A 16,348-nucleotide genomic window follows, 5' to 3' on the forward strand; every position below is an offset into this window, starting at 1 on the left:
GTTGCCACATGCTCGTGCTGTGGTTTGGGTGTACGGTTGGACAGATGCTGCTGTCAGGACTTCTCGCCAGGCTGCCGCTGCTCGATCTGCAACCGCGCCCGTTCGGTCGCCTGCTGCAACCGCTCCCCCAGCACCGCACGCGGCGGCAGGGTCGTCAGGTATTCGGCTACGTGGATGCCCGACTTGTCCAGCTCCAGCAACTCGATCTGCTCTGACTTCTTGCCGGTACAAAGAATGATGCCCAGCGGCGAGGCTTCCTCCGGTTCGCGTTCGTGCTTGTCGAGCCAACGCAAATAAAGCTCCATCTGCCCCTTGTATGCTGCCTTGAACTCGCCGATCTTCAACTCCACCGCCACCAGCCGCCGCAGCTTGCGGTTATAGAACAGCAGGTCCAGGTGGAAATCCTCGTCGTCGATCTGGATGCGTTTCTGCCGGGCTAGGAAAGAGAAGCCCGCGCCCAACTCCAGCAAAAAAGACTCCATTTCGCGGATGATCGCGGCTTCCAGGTCGCCTTCCTGCCAGGTATCGCGCAGGCCCAGGAAGTCGAGGATGTACGGGTCGCGCATGACCAGCGCCGGCGACATGCGCTGCGCATCGCGCATCGCCGCCAGCTCTTGCGTGATCGTCTCGTCCGGCTTCTTGGACAGCGCCGTGCGCTCGTATAGCATCGAGTCGATGCGCTCGCGTAGCGTCCGCACGCTCCAGCGTTCGGCGCTGGCCATTTGCACGTAGTAGTCCCGCTGGAGCGGGTCTTTTAGCGGCAGCAGCGCCACGAAATGCGACCAGCTCAATTGTCGTGACAGCGTCACGACAATTGGCTCGTCCGAGAAGGTGGCGGCGAACTGCACCATCCGGCGCAGGTTCTTGTCCGCGAAGCTACGTCCGTAGTCGCGGACAAGCTGCGCCGCCAGGGTCGGCAGGATTTCGTCGCCGTACCCGGCCCGCTGCCCGGCAAGCACTTCCGTATGGATGCGCTGGCCAATGCGCCAGAACAGCAATGTCAGCTCGGCATTGACCGCCGAGGCGACGCGCTGGCGCGACGCTTCGATCAGTGCCCGGATGTCGCCCAGCAGCGCGGGCGGCGCTGCTGGCGCTGAGACGGATGCCTTGCGCCGGGTCATGCGGCCACCTCCTTGGCTCCCTGCATCCCGGTGATCGTCTTACGCCGATTCGCCACCAGTTCGGCCGCCTCTCGCACCGGCTTATCCTCGGTGTGGACGTAGCGCATGAACATGACGACGGTCTTGTGCGCCGTTAGCGCCATGCCGACCTTGACCGGGATGCCCGAATTGGCAATGTCGGTCGCCGAACGGTGGCGGATGCCGTGCGTGCCCACGTGCGTAGCGCCAGCCGCCTTGAGCGCACGGCTCCAGCCACCGTAATACTCGCCCGTGGTTAGATGCTTGCCAGCGTGGCTAGGAGAAGGCAGCACATAGCGGCTACCCTCCTGCCGGGGTGCCGTCGAGAGTAGCCGATAGGCTTCCTCGCTCATGGGCTTAGACATGCCGCCTGTCTTGCTGTCAGGCCAGACGACGCGCCGGTTCTGCAAGTCAACCCAGTTCCATTCCAGCGCGATGATTTCCGAGCGGCGGCCGGCGAACTCGAACTGCAGGCGGATTCCCAAAGGGATGACGTAGTTCTCCAGCCCCTCCGACTCGATCTTGTCGAGCTGTCGGAACAGGTTGCCCATTTCTTCGTCGCTGATGAGGTGAGTCGATTTGCCGGCAGGGAACATCGGGACGTGACGGCAAGGGTTGGTACCGTCGGGCCGATAGCCCCATACCTCGGCCATGTTGAACATCTTGCGCAAGACGCTGAATACCTTGTTCGCCTCGGTCTGCTTGTACGAAAGCTTTTCCATCAGTCCGGCGATTTCAGGACGCTTCACGTCCTGAACTTTCTTGCGTCCCAGCAGCGGAATAATGTTGCGATTGATGACAGCCTGATAGCCGGCTTGGGTGCTGAGCTTGTTGCGCTTCTTGGAGTAGTCCTCCATGAACTTCGTGCATAGCTCCTTGATCGTAGGTGCCTGGCGCGCCTCCGCCTTCTCTGCGGCGGGATCTCCGCCTCGGCGGACTTGGGCCAGCCATTCCTGCGCCAGCGACCGCGCCTGTTCGACGGTCAGCTCCCCGTACAGTCCTAGCGAGGGCTTGCGGCGCTCGCCAGCGTTCGTCCGGTACTGGAGCATGAACACCTTGCGACCCGCCGGGGTAATCTTGCACAGGAAGCCGGGGACCAGCGTGTCCCGGAGTTCGACGGCCTCTGCCTGGGGTTGCGCCGCATCGACAGCGGACTTAGTGAGTTTGATCTTAGCCATGATGACTCCTTGGAAAGACCTGGATTCCAAGGGCCGGATAGGAGTCAGGCGGTCGGAAGTCAGGTCAGGTTTCGGAAAGCACCGGCATATGTTGAACTCGCTTAAGTCATTGATAAACCTGCTGTATCGGGCTGTAGCGTAGTCCAGCGAATTTCGGTGCTGGAGTCATGGTGAAATAAAAAAGCCTCCCGTTTAGGCGCCTCTTAAGGATGGGTTTTCGTGGCTAAAGATGAAAAGCAACACGCTTCCCGGTTAGGAGAGTTGCCCAAATCCACTATGCCGGGTGAATGATGTGTTGATCCATGCTGACGGGTAGGTGTATGGGCAGATCCGCAGAGAGCGGCAGGCCAGTTTCATTTGCGGTTTTAGTGATGGGACATCAGGTTATCCACAAAAACGGTGCATAAACCTGTGACCGGAATCTGGATAAGATGGGATAATCATCATCGCGGTGCCATTACCTTGAAAGGGTGACCCGGTACCGGGTCACCCTGCCTCGCTTTTACTTCAGTTCCTCGATATTCAGCATAAATTCTGACGTTCCGCTGACGCCGGAAATCGATGGGAAAATCGGGAAGCTGCGGCTGTCACCCAGACCCAGATCCAGCTGAACGTTTTTGCTCTCCCCTGGTGCTGCGGAAACCCCATTCACCGTAACGCCGAAGGCCGCATCCTTACGTACCGTCAGTATCGCGTCCTGTTTCCCTGTTGCGATAGAACCGTCCTTCTTGCGCAGCTGGCTGGCATACAGTACAGCCAGCGGCGTGTTGTCGGACGTTTTCAGGGCGGTACTGACGGAGATGGTCTTAAGGTTCTCCAGACGTACCAGGTTGTTCGGCAGGTAGTTAAATTCGACGGCGCTTTCTTTAACGTTGTTCATCTCGTCTTTGGCATACACGGTCAACGTGTAGGTTTCACCGTCATTAAGTGACGGGAAGATCTTCGGGTAATTCGGTGTATAGAGATCATTTCCGAGATTTACCCAGGACAACTCAACAGCATCAGATACCGGTCCACCTCGAAGCGTCATGCGAGTTAACGAGGGTTTGGTCAGAGTATCTGCGAGCTGAATTCGGACGTTTTCCAAGCCGAACACTGTCACGTTGCTGGTGATAGGTTTGTTTTCGTAGTTGATACTGATGGACGGCGGCGAGTTATCGACCGTCACGGTTTTGTAGGCTAAGCTTCCCGTGTTGCTGAAAGAATCCTGGGCGTTGAGCTGCACGTTATAGCTGCCCTCCGGGATCTGTTTCAGGTTGAAGTCGTAAGTATAATTCCCGGTTGCTGTGTTACGCCCCGTTTGTTTTCCTGTCACGTTGATATCCGCGTTATTGCGGGATTTGTCAGACAACCACACCCGGCTCAGTTTAACGGCATCGAAATACCATCCGTCTCCTGGCTCGTTGACGAATACCTGAAGAATGTTGGTCGCATCATTGTAGTTGTAGCCAGTAACTGTGGGCCCCTTTGTATGCCAGGCGATGTTTTCCCAGAGCGGCATGAAGAAGGTGGACTCGGTTGTCGAACGCACTTCATAGGCAGTATGTATATAGCCGGTGGTACCGTTTGTAATCGCCTGTGTCAGGTCGACAGTACACGACGTTGACCCGGCAGGGATCTTGCAGGTGGCACTGCCGGTAATTGCTTGTTCGTAGGGGCGTGCTTGCACAGTGAAACGGATCTTGGTTAGGTTCACCGGCATATCTGAAGCCAGAAAATTTTTCCAGTCGACGCTATTGAACCAAGTGCCGTCAGACTTCTGTCGCTCAATCGCAGGACTCCCCCACGCAGGACTTTTTACCGCCGCCGGGTCCCAGTTCAGCCAGGAGGCGTACTGAGTCAGACCGCCACCGGCCCATTGGTACCTGTTCACAGGGCGATAGTAGTTTCCATCCAGAGTACCCTGTGGGAGCTTCACTTCTACGTACACATAGGTCGTGTCTTCTGAAATAACCTTAGAGCCGCCATAATTGTTAAGAATGGTGATGCCGCCGTTACGGTATGGCTGCCAGTTAGTTCGGGGAATACGAATGACCATCCGGTACGGGTTTTCGAGTACAGAGAGCCCCCGCACAAACGGTACGTACCCTGAAGAGATCCCTGGAACCACACTCGTACTGACTCGTGAGTCATGGACCGCAAAGGGCGTATATTCACCTATCTGGTCATCAAATAAAAAGCGCTGCGGAGGAATATTCAGCGTGTTTCCGGCCTTATCAGTGATGATAAAATTGAAGGTGAATTCTTCATTGAGATCGCTGGTGGGCATGCCAGGTTGAGTGACCGCTTCCTTTATCCAGGGGTAAAAGGCACGTTTTGCCGCCGTGTCGTAGCTGAGTGTATTATCGGAAACGACTGTTCCATTGCTGCGCTTGATGACCAACCGGATCTTGTCTATGCCATACGCATCATCAACGCCGTCAGCAAAGATGGAAAACTGGCCAGAACCTCCGCGACCGAGCTCCCAAAGTGGTCCACTCAGGACCATGTCATAGCCTGCGTTCTGGCTTGGGTATATGCTGGTGTACTTCGGCGCTGTAGTATCGATGGTGAAACGATACGTTGTGGAACTTACGACGGCTTGCTGGAGATCTAGCGTGTCATTGATTACCGTGAAAGACCCTTCACCAAGTGCAGGTAACCCCATGTCCTTTCCGTAATACTCTGTGCCGTCGGCAGCAACAATGCGGTCTGCAACACTTATCTTGGCCGTTAGTCCCGAATACATAACCTTTTTATCACTGTCCCTGGTTACAGTCACACGTTCGTACCGGTCTAGACCGGAAATTAAGTTTAGGGTCAGGGCGCCAGCCGGATTGAGATAGCTCTGCGTTGCAGGCTTAAGCGTCATTGCCAGCTGATTGGTGTCGGTATAGGAATAACTGAAAATCTGAGCCGCCGCCGGATAAGTTGAAGAGATGGCCGTGGCAATGATACAGCCTGTCAGTATTTTACGCATGTGATGCTCCCGGGATGTATTTGTCCCTATTTTACAAAATCATTTCTTCTGACCTTGCTGGTTATCAGAGGTATTTCATAGCTTTAAACTTTTGAAAATGTCCGTTATAACAACTTTGGCGAGGTAAAAATTGGCAACGGATTGACTATTGAGATGGATCTTCACCAGGACGAGAAAAAGTGACTTTTCGTACACGAACAAGTAAGCAAGAATTCATGTTTTGATGTAAATGCCACAGTGCGGGAACTGAAAGATATGGGTGGAGGTTTGGCTATATTTCAGCAAGGTGCCGACTTAACGACACCCCAAAATTATTCAGAACTGCGGGAATTCCACGGCAAACTCAGATGTACCAGAAACGCCACTCTTTCCTGGTGTGACAGAATAAATACGTTCTTCACCCTGCCCCATATCAAAAATGATTGCCTTTGTCTCTCCTGGCGCAACGGTTACGCCAGCTACACTTACCGGGAAGTCAGCATCTTTCCGCACGGACAGCGTACCGTTTAACTGCCCAGTAATGACAGAACCATCCTTTCGGCGAAGTACGCTTGTCCGGATAAAAGCCAGTGGCTGGTTATCCGTGGTCTTTAGTGCAGCCGCAGTAGCAAGGGTACGTAGCCTGTCCAGAGTGATCATGTTTGCTGGTTGATAGAGGAAATTGAGCTTTTTCGAGGACCGGTTTCCAGAGGCATCGACTGCGTGAGCTTCAATTGTATAAATGCCATCCTCTTTTGCTATTACGGGAAAGATACGCGGGTACTCTGGCGTATAAACTCCTGAGCCCTGACTGGAATAAGCTAATGTCACCTGTTCACTGTTTGGTCCACCGCTCAACACCAGTGATTCAAGCGAGGCGTCACCTGAAGGGTCAGCTACACTAATTCTGAGGTTTTCTAGTCCCTTAACCAGTTTGCCTTCAGGATCATCATTCAGATACCGGTAGGAAATTAGAGGGGCAGTGGAGTCAATGGTAAGCAAATCATTTATCACGTAGTTTGCCGTGTTGCCCACAAGATCTCTTGCATAGGCGGACAGAACGGTATATTTGCCGTCCGGCAGATCAGCATAGGAAATGACCGCGTTTTTTGTTTTAAAATCACTCTCTGTCCATGTCCTGGCGGGTAGGTCAATCACATTCCCCGTTTCGGTTTTAAGCACCACGCCAAATTCTCGGGTATCCCATGCTCCTATTTGCCATCCATTTATCCGGTCATCATCAGTAACCGTCATGGTTACATTTTTATCCATACGGTTAATTTTTACGGCGTTAATAACCGGTGGGTTGTTATCCCAAATCACTACGAATGCCCCAGCCAGATTATCATAAATAGCAGTACCGTCTTTACCTGAGACCAGATGGATGTATTGCATCCCCTTATCGGAAGTAAAGGTATAATCCACGTTCATGGTACAACCAGTGCTTCCTACCGGGATAAGGCAGTACCAGTTACGGTTCGAATTAGCTGCAACCCGTTGTACATAGTTACGAGGTTCGGTAGTCACGCGTATTTGGGTAAATTTGGCAGTTCTTACATTCCCAGTAGCACTGCTCCATTTACCGGTATCACTACGAAAAATTTCTTTGCTTGTGACCTTTGGTGCAAGTTCCATGGTTGGGGAAGGAGTGAAAGATAACTCAGAGTGATGGTACCGACGAACGCCTCCCGCAAGTGTCTGGAATTCGTGATAAATATCACCGGTACTGGGGAAAACAAAATTGAACGAATAAATATTATATGTGCTGTCAGAACTTTGATAATTGGCATCTGCCCACCCAAAGCTTGTTTTATTAGCAGCAGTAAAGTTACTTTTATTCCTGAGTACCCGCAATGATATTGGATTACTGTAAACAGTTATCCCAGCTGAGTAGTTTTCCCAGGTATTTGTCCTGGTATTAAGCACCTGTAGAACAGAAGGAGGGTTGACCCGATCAATCACACTTTGTCTGCTTACTGATGCTTTATTTCCTGCCTTGTCATAAACATAAAGGCCCATACGGTATTCAGACTGAGAAGCTGGCGCCAGGGCTGGATCGCTCGCAGTAGTATTTTGGACGGTTACTGAATTATCGACCAGGTTAATTACAGCCCCTCTCTTTCGTTCAACGCCGTTCGAATCGACAAGAAAGTACTCAGCCCGGTCGAGACCAGAGCGACTGTCTGAAAGGCCTGAAAAGACGAGAGCCTGAACAGAGGCATACTGCATACCTGAAGGAACGCTGGTAAAGATGGCTTCGCTACCATATTGCCATCCATTTCGCGTATATCCAATTGTGCTAGTTTTAGGGGGAGTGCGGTCGATAGATATAACGTAGTCCCGGCGAGAAATTTCATTATTTTGGAGATCTGTGATCACTTCCCTCAGGGTGTAATTATCTTCACCAAACGCAGGGACACTTAACCTTTTTCCATAATAGTCATACCCGCTACTGGAGGTCATACGGTCATCAACCGTAACTTTGCTACTTTTCGTGCTCCACAAGCTTGCACCGTTGACATTAAGTAACGACAACTGGACGTACCGGTCTAAGCCGGAGATTACATCAGCCTCGAATGAGGTTGCTGGATTAATCCACTGCACAGATGGAACAACAATCTTTGGTTGATTCTGAGTGTCATTGAATCTTAACTCTGCAATCTCAGCTTGTGCCGTAAACGAAAAAGCTATGAGTGGTGCTAAAAGTATCGCCCTGCATTTCATGATTATCCTCCCCCAGTCAGGTATCAATAATACCAAGTGAGCAAGGCTAACTTTTCTGGGAAGGGGATATAAAAAACAAGAAAAAAAGAGTGAAATGTTCGCCAATAAAAGCAGGAATGCGAAGTGCTTAACATGCACTATTAATCACAGTTTATCTCATCCTGAGTAATAACCACTGCTCGGGCTCCCCGCTATCTTGTAGGGAGCCCATAAAGGGAGCAATCTGTACCAACTCCTTTAACAGGTTAGTTTTCAAACCAGGGCGAATCGGCAGCGTTGGCGGAGTCTTCACTTTGCGGTGACTCTCCCAGAAATTGCACTTCATGTACCGGTTTACTTTTCCCCAGGCTCTGCTGGAAATCATCCATCATAAATTCAACATCATTTTGGTCCTCTGGCAGGCCAGGTGAGATTTCAGACATGGTCTTTCCTTCAGTTAAAGGCATTCTACATACAGAACACGGACGGAGACGGCAGTGTTGTCAAACTCGTTATCGAAGGTGTCCATCCATTCAGCACGGTATCCCTCGCCCAGCAGGTTATCGATCCCCTGAAGGGATAGCGGCAGGACGGCCGCTAAACGCCCGCCGGAAACGAGATGAGACGCAGCGGCCAGTAGATGGAGTTTAGCCCGGTTGTCAGCAAAAGGTGGGTTCATCACCACGCAGTCGAATTTCTGATTTGGGTTCGCTGCTGACCATGCCAGAAAATCGGCCTCCGTTGTATCGTAACCTTTAGCTCGGGAGACCAGACAATTTAGTGTATCCAGTTCGATGCCGGTAACGTTGACGCTCTTAGGAAAACATTGCAGCAAATCCCCGTGCCCGATGCTTGGCTCTAGCAGTCGCTCCCCCTCCCCGGTCGCAATAATGGATGCGACGTATTCACTGAGTCGCAGCGATGAAGGGTAAAACTGGTGGGATACAATATCGGGCATGGCACCCATATGACCGATGAAGCGCATCACTTCGGTCGGGTCATAATCAAATGTCACATGGTAGCTAGTAATCCGGGCACCGAGGAACCGCAGAACCTCCGCGTTCACCTGCCGCGTTTTATCAGCGAACTCACCGGCATAACCGAGCGATGTCCAGCTGGACCATTCCTTTTCATTCCGAGTGAATTCCAGCTCTGCGAGCTGCATCCGTGAATGAAAATCGATGCAGCGTTTCAGTGCCGGGAACTCCTGCAACGTGGCTTTGTAATGGGCTAAGCGTTCAGTAGGCAGCGCCAGAGGGACAATGGCAGCAAGAATGTTGTTAAGCCGTTCTGCAATATCAGGATGTACATCAATGTGCATCGAACCATTCTTGTAAACCCGAAAACGAATACTGTTGCCATCCAGGCTGATCCAATTTCTGAACCCAGCATGACCAACCATATTCTCAACCATTTTTTTCGTGTCATAGACCGGTTTAACTGTTTCTCCCCGGAAATAAGAACAGATCACCCGCAGTTCCGACAGTGGCATGAGTCCTGATTCTTTGAATTCAACTTTAAGTTTTACCCACTTGTCTTTCACCCCTTCACAGACACCGACGGTGATCATGCGGGTTGAGAAACCAAAAGCTTTATTGGTTTTGTGGTGACGGCTTAATGATTGAAAAACGGCATAGACGCGCTCTTTAATGAACTGATGCCGGTCATTGAGCAATGTGACAACCGTGGCAACTACTGCGTCGAGTGTAAACTCAGGGATCTCTTGCGGAGGCCGGTGATACCGGTCAGCAGTAAATTGCTTGTCCCATTCGTTCTTTTTTTCGTCAGACATCACGGACAGCACATCGGTAAGGGCCATTACCCGCTTCCAGTACTCAGAACGAAGTGCATTTTCTGCGTACAGGGCATCTGTTTCTGAAATGAGATGGTTATAGCCCGAGAGGTAGGAATAGAGCTTCTGATTTCCGTATTTCATAAACTGAGTGGACATGGACCTCAGTAAACTAAGCTCTTCGTTATAGGATTCGACCTGGCTGGCAATGATGCCAAGCTCTTCCCGCATTTCGGGCAGAAAGTTATCCTCGTTAACACTGAGGCCAGTTAGGGGCATACAAGCGACCAGAGAGTTCCCTGGGGCGCCAATTTGGGGGAAATTAGATTCAACAGCAGACATAGTATCAGTCCTTTATGTAGGAATTATCTATTACCAGGATATCAACCTCGTTCAAAAAGCTAATAGGTTGGGCGACATAAAAATCTCGAAAGTTGCGCTGCGGGAGGTAGGACAGACAGATGTCGTTTTAATGAAGAGAAAGCGTGCCGGAGACAGGACAAAAAAAAGCCCCTACTTAGTAGGGGCAATGGGCGAGAGCCTGGGTGGCTCGTTCTTGAATATCGTACTTCTAATTATGTGCTACTCATAAGTTGAAATGCTTAATTCAAGCCTGTGCTGGTGGTGCTTCAGATTGTGGTTCTCCGCCAGTATTTGTGTTTTTCGCGGATTTGTAAGTCACTTTCTCCCCTTTCAATCGAGCTTGCCGATTTTCGACCCGGCGAAGCTGCTTGTTTTCTGCTTCAGTGATCTCACTTTGCAGGTTCTTGAGCATCTCCAGCATGCTTCGGTTCAACGTAAAGGAAATTTCTTCATCTTCGCTGGAGTCGGTCACTTCGGGAAGTTGGATATCACCGAGTTTCTGCAACAAACTCGTAGTGATGAGTTTGACCCCTTCTACGGCTTTTGTGGCGAGAACAGGTGGAACACGTGCCGGTTTAAAATCGGAAGGGACAACACGAATACTGCCACGTGGCGTCTTCTTAATCTTGATACCGCTTGAATCAGCTTTCTCAAGCTCGGCGATCATTTTTTCGATACGAGAGATGGCTTCCGTTTCACCGAACTCATCAATAAGGGATAGGACTGCAACATAGGAAATAGCATCGGCATGGATTAATTTTTTGATGTAGACAGAGCATCCGGTCAGACGAATGAGAGCAGCAATGGTTGTACTACTCTTGCCCTCACGTTCGGCAATACGATCAAGCGACCATCCGCCCAGCGCCTGAAGACGTCTGTAGGATTCACCCAGTGCCACTGGAGAAAGAGCCAGACCACGGTTCCCGTCAATTGTCGTCAGTTCGCAGCTGATCTCATCGGCTTTCATCTCGATGCAAAGAATGGTGAGGTCAGTATGTCCTTCTGCCTGAGCCATTAAAGCCGCTTTTAAACGGCAATGGCCCTGGCAAACGTACGGAATACCGTCTTTGATCAGAACGCGTATAGGGTCAACGTAATCACCCCGGATGAATGCACACTTGATGTTATTGAGATGATCTACGACTTCCGGCAGCTGGTAATATGCCTCCCCCATCCCCATCTCACGGGAGTTGAAGCCTGGCGAGATTTGAACCACTGAAGGGTTGATAGCCCAAGCTTTTTGTTCAGTGACTTCATTACAAAGGTCAGGGTTCGCGTCGCGGAACTGCTTCATGCCACTGACGAATCGGCCGGAACCTGTCACTGTTGAAAATGACACGAGGGGTGATTTAAAGACCCGTGAGTTAGTTTGCTGGGAATCAGTCATCAGATCACTCATAGATACTCCGTTGTATTCTTTTTTGCCATACCTTTCATCTGTGCGTGAATACTACCGGAAAAAAAAATCTCACTTTTTCGTTAAAAAGGTACTTTTGGGGTTTATTCCGAATTTCGCGAAGCAAAACGTTCTGATGCTCAGACCTAAAAGATTAAATAAACAATTAAAAACAAATGTTTATGCGAGCTAAGAAGGTAGTTAACTTTTTTGCCAAAAAGTGAAAAAAAATAAAAAAATGTGTCGGAATGAAAATTTCTTTCACAACACCCGCGATTTTCCCTGCTTAAACCTTGTTGGTTGTAATCCGGCTTTCGGTACCATAAGGGTGACATACCGATAATGCTTAAAGGAGAATACGCGTTGCGAAAACATACACCAATCATCAAATGGGCGGGGGGTAAAACCAAACTGATGCCATTCATCAGTCAGCATTTCCCACATGATCAGAGCCGTCGGTGGGTCGAACCATTTATCGGCGGGGGCGCTGTGTTCCTTAACATGTTTGCCACCGATGCACTCTTGGCAGACAGTAATCCGGATCTAATCAATCTGTACCGCAACATCCAGCGGAATAAATCGGCATTCATCAGAGAAGTGAATCTTCTGGCGGAAAGGGAATTTGATAAAGAGGATTACTTAAAGCTGAGGAACACGTTTAACAGCACCAGTTTGGATGATGCCCCGCTGCAACGAGCAGTCCTTTTCTACGCAATGAACCGACTCGGATATAACGGCCTGTGTCGTTACAATCTGAAACGTAAGTACTCAGTTCCGTGGGGGAATCGATCCAAGTTAACTCTGGACCCCCAGAAAGTCGATTATCTCTCATTCAGACTTTCTGGCGTTGAGCTGACAACCGCAGATTTTGGTCTGACGTTGGAGAGTGCTGGTGGTTGTGACCAAATTTATTGCGATCCGCCTTATGATAAAATCAGCAAAACCAGCTTTGTCAGTTATGACGGCATACCGTTCAATAAGAGCGCACATGTTAAACTGGCGGATATGCTGGTGGCAGCTCATCGTAAAGGGGCTTCAGTGGCCATATCCAACAGCTTGACTCCCTTTACGCTGGAGCTCTATGAAGAACGCGGTTTTGAAATTCATACTCTCAATGCTTACCGTTCTGTCGGCAGTCAATCAAAATCGCGAAAAAAGGAAAAAGAGATCCTGGCTGTCCTTCGTTAAGTGACAGTCAGTGGTTAGTCGATCGAGCTTATCCATTCCTCAAAGCTCAAAACTTCGGAATGGTCCCGACTGGCATAAGGAATAAACTGAAGCTCTTCGATGGACCGCTCCCCTCTCTTACCTTCACAAATAAACGATATAAGCCCCAGATCTGCAAGTTGGGTAAGAACATGCATGATTCGTACGTTCACCGTCTGCAACTGAAGAGCGTTAGCAATATCGGTAATTTTATGGGAATGGCGCCGAGACTTTCGCAAATATTCAAAAATGACAAGTTGGGTATTACGTCTCTTCAATAACTTCTCGGTCATAAATTCCTGAATTAACCCCCCAAGTAACACCAAGATCGGCCGCAGCACACCAGGGAACATCAAAGTATAAGACTGTGATGTTTTGATCAGTGTAAAGGACGTCAGAAAGCTAAAGTTCAGGCGCTTCTTTGAATACGGGATATATACGGCCAATGTAGTCGACAAGTGAGTAAGTAATTCTTCCAGATGATCCAATGTGATCATTGCTGTTTTATCGGTATTACGCAGACCGTGATAATCAATAAATGCCACTCTGGCACGACTCAGCCATTCATGTATGTTAATGGATACAGTGAACGGAGCATTTTCATCGACAACGTTGGCGGCATGATCAGCGAGCTGGTTGTGGATTAGCATAGACAGCTGGTAAAACGGAAACCGGCAGGATGGATGACACTGTAGTCCCGTTAGGGTAAGTTTTGTAGTACTCGAGCCATTTAGCGGAAAAGTAACTTTCCGGGATATAATTTTTGCTGACGCTCTTGCTGACTTGCAGATGAACCCAAGTCCAAGATCATTTTGCATACATCACTCCGTTTTAACAAAATCGCCTTAACCTGAATGTTAAGGAGAATAAAATTAAATATATAATTAATAAGATTATCATTTTTAATTTAAAAGATTAGTTAATAACGGGTGTTGAATTTAAAGAAATAGGCATATTTTTCGGAGTTTAAAACCGGGTAAAAACCCGATGCGTGAGCAACAAATTTGACGTGAGTGAGTCGGCACGACAGTGCAGAAAGCCTGTGGCTAATGAATAAACACCCTGTATTTGGGAGTTCTGTTCACTACGCACTAGGCTTTGTGGTTAATTTAAACACCGTCAGTAATGCGTAGGGCACAGAGTCAAAATAGTGGATCTTTCTCACCCTTCCGGAAAGATGATAGCTATGCCCCAATAAAACATGATCCTGCACATTACCTGTTAATGCGAATCCATCATTCTGCTTTTTGCCTGTAAAAGTAAAAAAGTAGCTGTGGGAGCCTTTTGAAAAAGCAGCTCGCACTTCTGTAAAAATGATATCAATACTCACTACATCACCAATGCTGAAAGAATGCTCAACAGGTACATCAGCGTTTTCTGGCAAATCTTTAGAAACGGGTTGGTAAGTTGAGTAGAAAGATTCTAACTGACGAACTGTTAAAAAGAGATTGTTGTTTAACTGCTGTGAAATGCTTACTGCAAACTTAGAATTATCGGCTTGTAACAATGCCAGGTGCCCGCTGTGCCTACGTTTCCAAGCGTCTAGATCGGGATTGCAGCGAAATTCCGGGATAGTTTCAAGAAATTCGATGCCCTCTTTCAGTACCAGTTTTTCCTCTGTGGCCGGTGACGTTTTGCTTCCATTACATGTCACGCAGACGGCGTTTGCGATTTCTCCTGTCCCTCCGCAGGCAAAGCATTCACGTGTGATCATGGCATAATAGTGCCCATCGTTACCGTGGAAAGGCTTTACGACCGCTGGCAATAAATAACCATCGTGAGTAAAAAAAATTGAATGTTTCATTTTTTAAGGTTCTCCAGACGTCCCTCCACGATAAGTAAAGCGTCAGTCACTTTCTGTACATACTGATCATGTCCTTCTTCAAAATGATCAAAGCGCTTACCAGCGTTGATCTCAACAATGTTACGGTCGAGCGAGGCTTTCGCAATAAGTAAATCGTTAAAAGTATTAATGACGGTAAAATGTACAATCTTGTCCATAAATTATCCTCAGCTATCTACTCATTTGTCAAAAGGTCACGAATTTCGTTCAGTTCTGTAACCTTAGATTTTGGAATGATGATTGCAGTATTTTCATCATTTAGAAGACTTAATACAAGTTGAAGTTTTGCTTCATCTAAAGTGATCTTTACACTTTCATTTGTTTTTGTGATTAAAGTGTTACTGACGTTCATAAATAAATTAGAATGCTGTCCGTCTAAAATTAATTCTGTCAGTTTATTATTGTCTGACATTGTTGACCCTACATTATCAATCAAACCAATAAATTCATTTTTTAACCGTTCAGTTTTTTTATGTGAAAGACGTTTAATACCTAACGAACTGCGAGTGATAGACTTTGTTTTAATGTCTTTAGGGTTAATATGTACAGGAGGTTTTTCCTGTTCTTCGAGTGGCTCACTGTTTGTTGCTGTTTCAACGGTTGTTGGTTTCGATAAATCAAGTACGCCAGAAGATGGCACTAAAAAAGAACAGGACTCCAAGTGTGCAAGGACTTTTGCATGATCATTGGAATACTTCAACATGATTTCAATCGCGAGTGTTTTTTTAATAAGGTTTAGGCTGATTAAACGTTGCAGTTCTAAAGGCATATCAAGGATTTTAAGCTGATTGCGAATCGCTGTGCCAGACCGCTGATAGCGCATAGCAAGGGATTCAACGGTAGAGCCAAGCTTCAGGGTCTCTGCGAGTGCGTAAGCTAGTGCAACGGGATTGAGACTGTTATTCCTGTTCCCATCAAGGTTCTCTAGGTATTCTTCGATTTTATCCTTGTAGTGCATAAGTACGACTGAAAAGAGCTGGATGTCAGCTCCTTCCGCGAGAGCAAGCAATAATGCTCTGTAACGACAATGCCCTTGCCGGACAACGTACTTGGAGTCCTTCTTTACTACCTTAATTAAATCAACACGTCGCCCCTCTTTATAGGCTTGCTTGAGAGAAATAATTGCCGATTTTACTGGCTCCTGTTCGTAACAAAGATCACCGATTACCGCTTCCCGTGGATTAAATCCAGGCTCGATAATAAGATCTTTTGGGCTGATTTCAATAATCTGATAGTCGCAATGATTCATATAAGCACCTTTTTTTATTACATGATACATTAATGCTCTCAGATTCAAACAACTCTGAAGGCATAAAAAACAAAATTTCTTTTAGTGGTTAGGTATCTTACTAATTCAAAAATAGGCTGTTTTAAAAATTAAATTAAAAAGAAAATCTGAATAGTTTGAATTTATCTTTCTTAATAACTTCATGCTAACTGATATTTTTCCCGGCTGCATTCTATACAGGGTTTGTATCCAATCCTAAATTTGTAGGGCCAGAGCTCTTTCTCAGAGGGAATTTATCCCCGTTTTCCACAAGATAGATCAATTCTTTAGATCAATAGAGATCAATAGAGAACAATAAAGATCACGACCATTGTAACGTGATGATTTTTAAAAGAAATAGCAATGATCCGGCATTCAGGTGCATGCGAAAAGCATTTGATCGAATAAGAAAAGCATTTACTTGAATTGAAAAGGCATTTAGTTTAATGCGTGAAAAGCATTTGGACGAATAATCTATTCACAGCTAAATGTAGAAAGGGAAAAACATGGTGGGTAAGTTTAA

General features: G+C 48.0%; 12 protein-coding genes. 1 reads left to right on the forward strand and 11 read right to left on the reverse strand.

Annotation, left to right across the window (positions count from 1 at the left end):
* Positions 1-53 precede the first annotated feature (53 nt).
* From SK35_RS25970 to SK35_RS26000, 7 genes are all read right to left on the reverse strand, one after another.
* Positions 54-1,121: a PDDEXK nuclease domain-containing protein gene (locus tag SK35_RS25970; protein ID WP_004883035.1), complete on the reverse strand. Its 1,068-nt coding sequence runs from the start codon at positions 1,119-1,121 to the stop codon at positions 54-56.
* Positions 1,118-2,317 carry a tyrosine-type recombinase/integrase gene (locus SK35_RS25975; protein ID WP_022652142.1) on the reverse strand — a complete coding sequence of 400 codons (1,200 nt, stop codon included), beginning with the start codon at positions 2,315-2,317 and terminating at the stop codon, positions 1,118-1,120. The genes SK35_RS25970 and SK35_RS25975 overlap by 4 nt, the downstream gene beginning before the upstream one ends.
* A gap of 502 nt (positions 2,318-2,819) precedes the next feature.
* Positions 2,820-5,276 carry an Ig-like domain-containing protein gene (locus SK35_RS25980; RefSeq protein ID WP_022652143.1) on the reverse strand — a complete coding sequence of 819 codons (2,457 nt, stop codon included), beginning with the start codon at positions 5,274-5,276 and terminating at the stop codon, positions 2,820-2,822.
* Between the two features lie 315 nt (positions 5,277-5,591).
* Positions 5,592-7,979: an Ig-like domain-containing protein gene (locus tag SK35_RS25985; RefSeq protein WP_022652144.1), complete on the reverse strand. Its 2,388-nt coding sequence runs from the start codon at positions 7,977-7,979 to the stop codon at positions 5,592-5,594.
* A gap of 245 nt (positions 7,980-8,224) precedes the next feature.
* Complete coding sequence (locus SK35_RS25990) at positions 8,225-8,401, reverse strand: hypothetical protein (protein WP_022652145.1); 177 nt, start codon at positions 8,399-8,401, stop codon at positions 8,225-8,227.
* A 14-nt stretch (positions 8,402-8,415) separates the two neighbouring features.
* Positions 8,416-10,092, reverse strand: a complete 1,677-nt coding sequence (locus SK35_RS25995; RefSeq protein WP_015063091.1) for a DUF4942 domain-containing protein — start codon at positions 10,090-10,092, stop codon at positions 8,416-8,418.
* A gap of 265 nt (positions 10,093-10,357) precedes the next feature.
* Positions 10,358-11,512 carry a ParB/RepB/Spo0J family partition protein gene (locus tag SK35_RS26000; RefSeq protein WP_022652146.1) on the reverse strand — a complete coding sequence of 385 codons (1,155 nt, stop codon included), beginning with the start codon at positions 11,510-11,512 and terminating at the stop codon, positions 10,358-10,360.
* Between the two features lie 339 nt (positions 11,513-11,851).
* Here SK35_RS26000 and SK35_RS26005 point away from each other — a divergent pair, with 339 nt between their 5' ends.
* A complete protein-coding gene (locus SK35_RS26005; RefSeq protein ID WP_015063093.1) occupies positions 11,852-12,697 on the forward strand; it encodes a DNA adenine methylase in 846 nt (281 codons plus the stop codon).
* Between the two features lie 14 nt (positions 12,698-12,711).
* Here the strand turns inward: SK35_RS26005 and SK35_RS26010 are convergent, their stop codons facing one another.
* The 4 genes from SK35_RS26010 to SK35_RS26025 all read right to left on the reverse strand — a co-directional run bounded on the left by SK35_RS26010 (position 12,712) and on the right by SK35_RS26025 (position 15,807).
* Positions 12,712-13,533, reverse strand: a complete 822-nt coding sequence (locus SK35_RS26010) for a hypothetical protein (RefSeq protein ID WP_022652147.1) — start codon at positions 13,531-13,533, stop codon at positions 12,712-12,714.
* A 266-nt stretch (positions 13,534-13,799) separates the two neighbouring features.
* Positions 13,800-14,519: a hypothetical protein gene (locus tag SK35_RS26015; RefSeq protein ID WP_015063095.1), complete on the reverse strand. Its 720-nt coding sequence runs from the start codon at positions 14,517-14,519 to the stop codon at positions 13,800-13,802.
* Positions 14,516-14,716 (reverse strand): hypothetical protein, encoded by a 201-nt coding sequence (locus tag SK35_RS26020; protein WP_022652148.1) that lies wholly within the window; start codon positions 14,714-14,716, stop codon positions 14,516-14,518. Before SK35_RS26020 ends, SK35_RS26015 begins: the two co-directional genes overlap by 4 nt.
* A gap of 17 nt (positions 14,717-14,733) precedes the next feature.
* Positions 14,734-15,807, reverse strand: coding sequence for a hypothetical protein (locus SK35_RS26025; RefSeq protein WP_022652149.1), 1,074 nt, complete (start codon positions 15,805-15,807; stop codon positions 14,734-14,736).
* Positions 15,808-16,348 lie beyond the last annotated feature (541 nt).

It is taken from the genome of Citrobacter sp. MGH105 (assembly GCF_001037485.2).
Lineage (GTDB): Bacteria > Pseudomonadota > Gammaproteobacteria > Enterobacterales > Enterobacteriaceae > Citrobacter > Citrobacter portucalensis.

Coding starts and splice junctions, on each gene's coding strand:
- SK35_RS25970 (WP_004883035.1), bottom strand. CDS start 1,121: ATGACCCGGCGCAAGGCATCCGTCTCAGCGCCAGCAGCGCCGCCCGCG.
- SK35_RS25975 (WP_022652142.1), bottom strand. CDS start 2,317: ATGGCTAAGATCAAACTCACTAAGTCCGCTGTCGATGCGGCGCAACCC.
- SK35_RS25980 (WP_022652143.1), bottom strand. CDS start 5,276: ATGCGTAAAATACTGACAGGCTGTATCATTGCCACGGCCATCTCTTCA.
- SK35_RS25985 (WP_022652144.1), bottom strand. CDS start 7,979: ATGAAATGCAGGGCGATACTTTTAGCACCACTCATAGCTTTTTCGTTT.
- SK35_RS25990 (WP_022652145.1), bottom strand. CDS start 8,401: ATGTCTGAAATCTCACCTGGCCTGCCAGAGGACCAAAATGATGTTGAA.
- SK35_RS25995 (WP_015063091.1), bottom strand. CDS start 10,092: ATGTCTGCTGTTGAATCTAATTTCCCCCAAATTGGCGCCCCAGGGAAC.
- SK35_RS26000 (WP_022652146.1), bottom strand. CDS start 11,512: ATGAGTGATCTGATGACTGATTCCCAGCAAACTAACTCACGGGTCTTT.
- SK35_RS26005 (WP_015063093.1), top strand. CDS start 11,852: ATGCTTAAAGGAGAATACGCGTTGCGAAAACATACACCAATCATCAAA.
- SK35_RS26010 (WP_022652147.1), bottom strand. CDS start 13,533: ATGCAAAATGATCTTGGACTTGGGTTCATCTGCAAGTCAGCAAGAGCG.
- SK35_RS26015 (WP_015063095.1), bottom strand. CDS start 14,519: ATGAAACATTCAATTTTTTTTACTCACGATGGTTATTTATTGCCAGCG.
- SK35_RS26020 (WP_022652148.1), bottom strand. CDS start 14,716: ATGGACAAGATTGTACATTTTACCGTCATTAATACTTTTAACGATTTA.
- SK35_RS26025 (WP_022652149.1), bottom strand. CDS start 15,807: ATGAATCATTGCGACTATCAGATTATTGAAATCAGCCCAAAAGATCTT.